General features: G+C 65.5%; 5 protein-coding genes. 3 read left to right on the top strand and 2 right to left on the bottom strand.

Annotation, left to right across the window (positions count from 1 at the left end; all coding sequences use genetic code 11):
- Positions 1–37 precede the first annotated feature (37 nt).
- Both EN749_RS25280 and EN749_RS25275 read left to right on the top strand, forming a co-directional pair.
- Positions 38–1,207 (top strand): DUF1972 domain-containing protein, encoded by a 1,170-nt coding sequence (locus EN749_RS25280; RefSeq protein ID WP_164873816.1) that lies wholly within the window; start codon positions 38–40, stop codon positions 1,205–1,207.
- Entirely contained in the window at positions 1,204–2,466 is a 1,263-nt protein-coding gene (locus tag EN749_RS25275; RefSeq protein WP_128364195.1) for a cellulase family glycosylhydrolase, read from the top strand. The genes EN749_RS25280 and EN749_RS25275 overlap by 4 nt, the downstream gene beginning before the upstream one ends.
- On the opposite strand, the gene EN749_RS25270 is transcribed toward EN749_RS25275, so the two are convergent.
- Both EN749_RS25270 and EN749_RS25265 read right to left on the bottom strand, forming a co-directional pair.
- On the bottom strand, positions 2,429–3,760 hold the full coding sequence (locus EN749_RS25270; RefSeq protein WP_127809760.1) for a VpsF family polysaccharide biosynthesis protein: 1,332 nt from the start codon (positions 3,758–3,760) through the stop codon (positions 2,429–2,431). The two genes, EN749_RS25275 and EN749_RS25270, sit on opposite strands and share 38 nt — an antisense overlap.
- Position 3,761: 1 nt before the next feature.
- Entirely contained in the window at positions 3,762–5,864 is a 2,103-nt protein-coding gene (locus tag EN749_RS25265) for an exopolysaccharide transport family protein (RefSeq protein WP_127272564.1), read from the bottom strand.
- A gap of 248 nt (positions 5,865–6,112) precedes the next feature.
- Here EN749_RS25265 and EN749_RS25260 point away from each other — a divergent pair, with 248 nt between their 5' ends.
- Positions 6,113–7,621 carry a formyl transferase gene (locus EN749_RS25260; protein WP_128289401.1) on the top strand — a complete coding sequence of 503 codons (1,509 nt, stop codon included), beginning with the start codon at positions 6,113–6,115 and terminating at the stop codon, positions 7,619–7,621.
- Positions 7,622–7,815: the final 194 nt, after the last annotated feature.

Genomic DNA, 7,815 nt, shown 5'->3' with positions numbered 1-7,815 from the left:
TATCTAATGTATGAGACATGTGAAAGTGCCGCCGGCCATGAAACCAGAAACGCCCGCCATTCTGATCCTGGGGACCCGCGGCATACCCGCGGCCCATGGCGGCTTTGAAACCTTTGCCGAAAAACTGGCGCTATTTCTTGTCGGGCGCGGTTGGAAGGTCGGCGTCTATTGCCAGGATGAGGTCGAGCGGATCGACCAGAGGGTGCGCAACGAAACCTGGCGCGGCATCGAGCTCATTCACATCCAGGTCGCCTCCAAGGGACCGCGCGCGACGCTGGAATTCGACTGGCAATGCGCCCGCGACGCCGCCCGGCGACCGGGCGTTTGCCTGGTGCTCGGCTACAATGGCGCGGTCTTCCTGACTTGGCTCAGGCTGAAGCGACGCAAGATCTTCACCAACATGGACGGCATCGAGTGGCGCCGCCCAAAATGGGGAATGGCGGCGCGAACCTGGTTCTGGCTCAACGAATGGATCGGCGCATGGGCCTCGCATCGGCTGGTCGCCGATCATCCCGCCATCGCAGATCACCTGGCGACGCGCCGGCCGCGCAGCGCCATCGCCACCATTGCCTATGGCGCCGATCCGGTGACATCGGCGCCCGAGGCGCCGGTCCGGGCGCTCGGCCTCGAGCCCGGGCGCTATCTCATCTCGATCGCCCGCATCGAACCCGACAACAACATCCTGCCGATCGTCGAAGCTTTTTGCTCTGCCAAGCGCGACATGAAGCTGGTGGTGCTGGGAACGCTGTCCGACGACATCCCCTATCATGCCGCCATCCGCAAGGCGGCGAATGACTCGGTGGTCCTGCCGGGCGCCATCTACGACCAGGCGACGGTCAAGGCGCTCAGATACCACGCCCGCGCCTATCTGCATGGCCACACGGTCGGCGGCACCAACCCCTCGCTGGTCGAGGCGCTGGCGGCCGGCAACATGGTGATCGCCCACGACAATCCCTACAACAGATGGACCGCCGGGGCTGCGGCGATCTACTTCACCGACAAGGACAGTTGCGCCAAGCGGATGCAGCAGGCGCTGGACGATGATGCCTTGGTCCAGGCCTGCGGCGTTGCCGCCAGCGCGCGCGCCCGCGAAGCCTTCCGCTGGGACGATGTCCTGCTTGCCTATGAAAATGAGGCCTATCATTTGCTCGGCGTGACCGCCGCCAAGACCACCGCGATGGATCACGCATCGCCAGGAACCGTATGACAGGCTGGTCGCGCCGGCGGGTGCTGCGGACGGCGCTGTCCACCGCGGCGGCGCTCGGCTCGCTCCCGGTCGCACCAATCGCTCGCGCAGCCGCCGGGCCGCGATTTCGGCGTGGCGTCAACGCCTGGCCCTGGTTCTCGCTGACGCGCGAATTTCCCGCTCCGCGCACCGACTATGGCTGGCCGCCCTTCCAGTCGCAACGGCCGGTGCCGACCCCGGACGACCTGCGTCGGCTGCGCAGGACCGGGCTCGATTTCATCCGTCTGCCTGTTGATCCCGGCCCTTTCCTGGCCGCCGACGCCACCACGCGCGGCCGGTTGCTGGACATGCTGGATGCCGCCGTCACGGCCACCCTCCACGCCGGTCTCGGCATCATCGTCAACATCCAGGCCAATGCCGCCACCCATTACTGGAACCCCGACCGCATGGTCTCCAGCACCGCCGCACCCGCGTTCGATCTCTACCGCGGGCTGGTCGGCGAGCTTGCCGGCAGGCTGGCGCGGTTCCAGCCCGGCAGGGTGGCGCTCGAGCCGGTCAACGAGCCGGCGCAGGCCTGCGCGTCGAACGTCTGGTCGCAGATCCAGCTTTCACTTCTGACGGCGGCGAGAGCATCGGCCGCGACCCTGCCGCTGATCGTCACCGGCGGCTGCGGCTCGATGGTGAGCGGACTGACCGCGCTCGATCCGGCACCGCTGTCCCCGTTCGAGCCGATCCTGTTCACCTTCCACTTCTATGAGCCCTATCTGTTCAGCCATCAGGGGGCACCCTGGATGCGCGAGCCCGTCTACCGGTCGCTCAACAATGTGCCGTGGCCGGCATCCGCCGGCTCGCTGGAACCGACGCTGGCATCGGTCAGGGCGCGCATGGCGCAGGACACCGAAACCCCTGAAGACGCCAAGCAGGCAGCCTATGCCGAGACCGAGCGTGTGCTGAAAGTCTATTTCGACGCCCGGCCCGACCGCTGGTTTGTCGACAAATATCTTCGCCAGGTTCGCGACTGGGCCGACGGCCACGGCCTTGCGCCGGAACGCATCATCATGGGCGAGTTCGGCGCGCTGCGCACCGACGCCCGCTATGTCGCCGCCCCCAATCCGGATCGAGCGCGCTACATCGCCGATGTCAGGCGAAGCGCCGAGGAACTCGGCCTCGCCTGGGCACTGTGGGATCTCTTCGATGGCATGGGCATGATGGACGACACCACCCGGGCACTGGACCCCGATATCATCGCGGCGCTTGGCCTGACCATGCCGGCGGACTGACGGGCCTGAACGCTGCCCGCGTCGGCCGGTAAAGCACCAGCGCCAGCACCACGAACTTGGTCAGCAGCGTCGTCTTCGACGCGACGCTTTCCGAGGTGTTGATCAGAATGACCCAGCCCAGCATCGGCAGCCAGATGCCGGGATGGCAGCGGCGCGCCACCTCGAACAGGAACAGCACGAAGCCGAACGTCAGCAAAAGGGTGAAGAAGGCGCCCTGATAGAGGACGGTGCGGATAATCGGGTTCTCGATGCCCTGTTCGAGACCGTTGATGCGGCGCAGGCTGTCGATTAGGTCGACATCCGGCCCCACGATCAGATCGCGTAATTCCAGGTGCTTGAAGAGCTCGAACATCTCGACGCGGGCATTGGCGCTGCCGCTGTCCGACACGAAGCGCTCCAGCAGCGCGTCGAAAAAGCCATAATATGCCGCCACGATGATGACGACCGGCAGCAGCGCGGCAAGCATGAAGCCGAGTGCCGCACCCAGGAGATTGACGCGTCCCCGGCGCAATTTGCTGATGCCCTTGGAAAGCAGGTAGCAACCGCCCAGCACAATCGTCATCACCATCGCCGAACGGCCGCCGAACGCGACAAGTGCCGCGCATTGCAGGCCGATCAATCCTATCCGCACAGGCGTCGACAGGGATCTGGCACCGGAGAGCAGCGCAAGCACGTAGATCGACGTCACCATGGCATTGGCGAGCGGATGTCCCTGCAGAGCGCTCGAGCGCAGATCGGTGGTAAACGCCACGCCGTCGAGGCGATAGGGGAAGATAAGCGTCTTGGTGGCGAACTCGAAAAGGGCAAGCAGCGCATTCGCCGTCATGACAACGTGAACGACGGTCTGCAGCCCGGCGAATGTCCGTTCGTCGTCCTCGCTGAGCATCAGCACCAGAAGTGCCGCGGCCACGAACGTATCGATCATGCCAGCCATGCCGGGCCGCTGCCTGGCGATGACGACGAACAAAAGCACGATCGATATGGCGGCCATCAGCGCGCTGGCCGGCCGCCTGTCGGCGAGATGGACGATATAGCCGACCGGATTGCCTGACGCACAGGAGCGCCAGGCAAACAAGAGGACGATGAGATAGGTGGACGGGTGGATCTTGGTCGCCGGGTTGCCGAACAGGCCATCATAATTGTAGCCGACCAGCCACAGCATGCCGCCCGAGATGCCGAACAGCACCGCTACCGCCGCGATCAGTCCGAAGCGCGTCAGCGCATCGAGCGACGTGCCGGCGCGGGGTGCGGCAGCACCATGGTTCGAAGCGCTTGCGCTCCAACCGGCAGCCATATCAGGCGGCCTCGTCGACCAGCAAGGCCGCCGTCGGCAACCGCCCCATGACGGAAACCGCCTGCGCGGTCGTCGTGACGTCGCGCATCGGGGTGGCGTTCAGCGTGGCGACGAGTACGATCTCGTCGGCCATGGCAACCAGCGGCGAGGCATTGAGATTGTCGGCCAGCGCGCCGCCGTCGATGACGACGAGTTCGAAGCTCCGGCTGGCCCGGGCCAGCATCTGCTGCGCAAAATAGATGCCATGCGCTTCCTGGAAAACCGCCTTTGAGCGGCCCCTGCCCAGCACGGCAACGTTGCTGCCGGCGGCGTAATGGCTGACGGCCTCAAAGGCGTACTCGCCGCGCAGCACATCGAGGATCCCCGGCTGCGGATCCTTCTGGTCGCCGCCGCCGGCATTGGCATCGATGAACAGCACCCGGCTGCCCCTGGACGCCGCGGCATTGGCCAGCAGCCGCGCCACCCGGCTGCGCTGCGCGCCCTCGCCCGGCGACGATGTCACCAGGATGGAAGGCACCAGCGGCCAGTCCGCCGGACGCTGGCCCGAACTGAACATGCGCCTCAGCGCAAGGCCGACAACGGCGTCGGTCTTCTGGCTGGAGGCGGCGGCCGAACTTGCGCCGAAAGGCCACCAGCGCCACCCAGTGCCTGAATTTGCCGGCACCACGCCCAGCACCGGCGCGTCGATGGCCGACTGCATCTGCGCGCTGGAAAGCACCGTCGGCGAGGAATATTCGGCGATCAGCGCCAGACCGGTGCCGAGCCCGAGGCCGCCGAATATCGCGCCCAGCAACAGCAGCGGCAAAGGCGGCCAGCTTTTCTTCAACGCGGGCATGGCATTGGAGATGATGCGCGCATTGGTGCTGTCGACATTGATCTGCTCGCGCGTCTCCTGGGCGCGCTGGAGATAGTTCGAGTACACGGAGCGTAGCGCCTCGAGATCGCGCTGCAATTCGCGCAACCGCACCGAGGCCTGGTCGGTGTCGAGCGACTTGCTCTTCATGCCGGCGACCTTGGCTTCCAGCGCCTGCTGGTTGGCCAGCGCCCGCTCGTAGTCCGTCTCGGTGGCGGTGGCGATGCGGCCGAGCTCGCGCGCGATCAGCTGGCGCGTGTCGCGCAGCTGCTGCTGGGCTGCGATCAGCGAAGGATGACGCGGCCCCAGCTCCGTGCCGAGCTGCGAGACCTGGTCGACCAGCGTCGCCTCCTGTGCCCGCAGGCTCGAGATCACCGCCGAGCGCATCGCTTCCGAGGTTGCGTCCGCCGTGCCGCTCTGCCGGCGCATCTGGTCGACCTGCGCCTTCAGCGCCGCGGTGCGGCTCTGCGCCGCCGCAAGCTGCGTGTTGATCTCGGTCAGTTCCTGGTCGCTGACCAGGTTCCCTGCCGCCATCACCATGTTGTTGGCGGACTTATAGGCCTCGACGGCATTCTCGGCCTGCTGGACGCGTTTGCGCTGCTCGTCCAGCCGGGCGGTGATCGACTCGGAGGCGTCCCTGGCCATTTTCGCGCGCGCGCTCGCCTGATCGACCAGGTAGGCCTGCGCGATGGCGTTGGCCAGGAGGGCGGCCTTGTCGGCGCTCTTGGCGGTGACGATGACGTCGAGGACCAGGACCTTGTCGGCCCGCTTGACCGCCAGGCGCCGGCGCAGCGCGTCGAGTGTCTGCACCGACCTGTCGCCTTCGGCCGATGCCGAACCGAGCAGGCGCGACAGCAAGCCCTGCCCGTTGAATTCCGGATCCTGCGTCAGGTTTGTCGCCGCGATCGCCCGCATCAGCACGCCTGTCGACTGGACCACGCTGACCTGGCTCTCGACCTGCGTGATGCCGCCATCGGGTGAGATACGGCTGGGATTGACGTCGTTGGTGACCACCTGCAGGTCCTGCGGATCGATGAGGATTTCCGCCGCCGAGCTGTAGAGCGCGGGCGTGAAAAGACCGTAGAGAAGGGCGACCAGCGTCAGCAGTGCGACAGTGCCGAAGATCCAGAACCGGCGGCGCACCAGGATGCGCTTCAGGTCGCCCAGTTCGACAGTCGAAGCTGCGTATGATCCCGCGCGTGCCGCATCCGGAGAGTGTTGCTGAGGAACCATGGGCAGGGATGATTGCATGGCTGCCTCCGACAATACTCCATATGCCGGCAAGGTCAGTTGCGGCGCTAACCTAGCTATTCCTCCAACTGTTAAAACATTGTTAATTATGTTGAGAGGTGACGTGAATTTTGGCACGCGGTTTGCTTAAAAATATACATATCGAGGTGTTGGTTACGCGGCGAGCGGAGACGGATGCAGATGGGGTTACAATTTGACCGGACCGGCCTGGCCGGCAAGGCCGGGCACCGCGTTTTCGGGCCTCCACCATGCAGATAAGTCTACGCCTGGACGGAGACTGTGTCCGCGCCTTTCATCTCACGCTGCTGGAGCGCCTTGCCGCGCTCGGCGACGAACTGTCCGTCGATGTCAGGCCGGCGGGCAGCGGCATTCCGCGCAGCGCCGCAGCCCTGTTTCAACTCGAAACGGCGATCCACGGACTGCCCCATGATGGACTGGCCCATGATGGACTGGCCAAGCGTGTGCCGCTTTCGGCGCTCGCGCCCTATCGGCAGTCCCCCGCTTCGCCCGACCTGGTCATCGACCTCTGCGGCGATGTCAGGCTGGAAAGCACACGCGTCTGGCACGTCACCTATGACGGCGCCAGCGGCGAAGCGGCCTTGCTGGCCTCGATCCTCGCCGGCCGCACGCCACTTGCCCGCATCGAGGAGAACGGCGTTGCGATCGCGGCCGGGCGTCTGGGCACAGAATATGGCGGCATCGCGCTGGCGTCCTTCCAGGATATGCTGGCGCGCACAGCAAGCCTGATCGTCGCTGCCATGTCAGGCGCGGCAAAGTCGGTGCCCGATCTGCCAGAGCCGGCGCAGGCAGGCAGCCCGCCGCCAATGCCCTCGGCCGGCAAGCTTGGGGTCAGAGCCGGCAAGGCGCTGGCGCGGCGGATCGTCCAGAAGATCTATCACCTTTGCTACAACGCGCCGCATTGGAAGGTCGGCTGGCGGCAAACCGGGGGCTCCGATCTGTTCGACCTGCGTGCCCATCCGGCGTCGGGTTGGCAAGAGCTGCCGGACGATGGCAGCCGCTTCTACGCCGATCCGTTTCCCATCCTCTACCAGGGCCAGCTGACCCTGTTCATCGAGGACTATATCCACCGGCTCGGCAAAGCCATCATCTCCGCCGTGCCCTTCGGCCCGGCAGGCCCGCTCGGACGACCTGAACCGGTGCTGGATCTGCCCTACCATCTCTCCTACCCCTTCGTCTTCGAGCGCGACGGCGAGGTCTGGATGGTGCCGGAAAGCTGCGCCAACGGCACCGTCGATCTCTACCGGGCCACCGCCTTCCCCGGTGGATGGGTCAAGGAGGCGACGCTTCTGTCCGGTGTCGTGGCCAGCGACGCCACGCTTGTCGAGCATGGCGGCGCCTGGTGGCTGTTCGCCACCGTCCGCGACGGTGGCGGCGCCTTCTCCGACGCGCTGCACCTATGGTCGGCGCCGAATTTTCGCGGCCCCTGGACGCCGCATCCCAAAAATCCCGTGCTGATCGACATCGCCTCGGCGCGGCCGGCCGGCCGCATCGTCAGGCGCGGCAACGACCTGCTGCGCCCGGTGCAGGACTGCCGCAGGAGCTATGGCGCGGCGCTTGGCATCGCACGCATTTCTCACCTTGATTTGATCGGCATGGAGCAGGTCGTTGAAACCATCTTAAATCCAGGTGCGCTATGGAGCGGGCGTAAACTTCACACGCTCAACGAGGCTGGCGGCTTTGAGTTCATCGATGGCTCGGCGATCGCACCGCGCTGGAAGCAGCGGACCCGCGATTAACCTAAACATTGGTTACTACCAGGCACGCGCTCCAGTTGCTTGCGGTTGATTTAGCTCCGGAAGATATTTTCTACCGGAGATTGTGAAACGTGCAGTTGCCACCAGAAAGGCAGCAAAATGAGTATCTCAGAGGCTGGCCCGGCCCAAGTCGATGTGGCGATCGTCGGCGCCGGAATGGCCGGCACCACCTTGGC

Source organism: Mesorhizobium sp. M7A.F.Ca.ET.027.02.1.1, from assembly GCF_004022985.1.
Taxonomy (GTDB): domain Bacteria; phylum Pseudomonadota; class Alphaproteobacteria; order Rhizobiales; family Rhizobiaceae; genus Mesorhizobium.
This window is presented reverse-complemented; position numbering and strand designations above follow the sequence as displayed.

Bases quoted from the DNA above. Each gene is read 5' to 3' on its own strand.
- EN749_RS25280 (WP_164873816.1), top strand. From the start codon at position 38: ATGAAACCAGAAACGCCCGCCATTCTGATCCTGGGGACCCGCGGCATA.
- EN749_RS25275 (WP_128364195.1), top strand. From the start codon at position 1,204: ATGACAGGCTGGTCGCGCCGGCGGGTGCTGCGGACGGCGCTGTCCACC.
- EN749_RS25270 (WP_127809760.1), bottom strand. From the start codon at position 3,760: ATGGCTGCCGGTTGGAGCGCAAGCGCTTCGAACCATGGTGCTGCCGCA.
- EN749_RS25265 (WP_127272564.1), bottom strand. From the start codon at position 5,864: ATGCAATCATCCCTGCCCATGGTTCCTCAGCAACACTCTCCGGATGCG.
- EN749_RS25260 (WP_128289401.1), top strand. From the start codon at position 6,113: ATGCAGATAAGTCTACGCCTGGACGGAGACTGTGTCCGCGCCTTTCAT.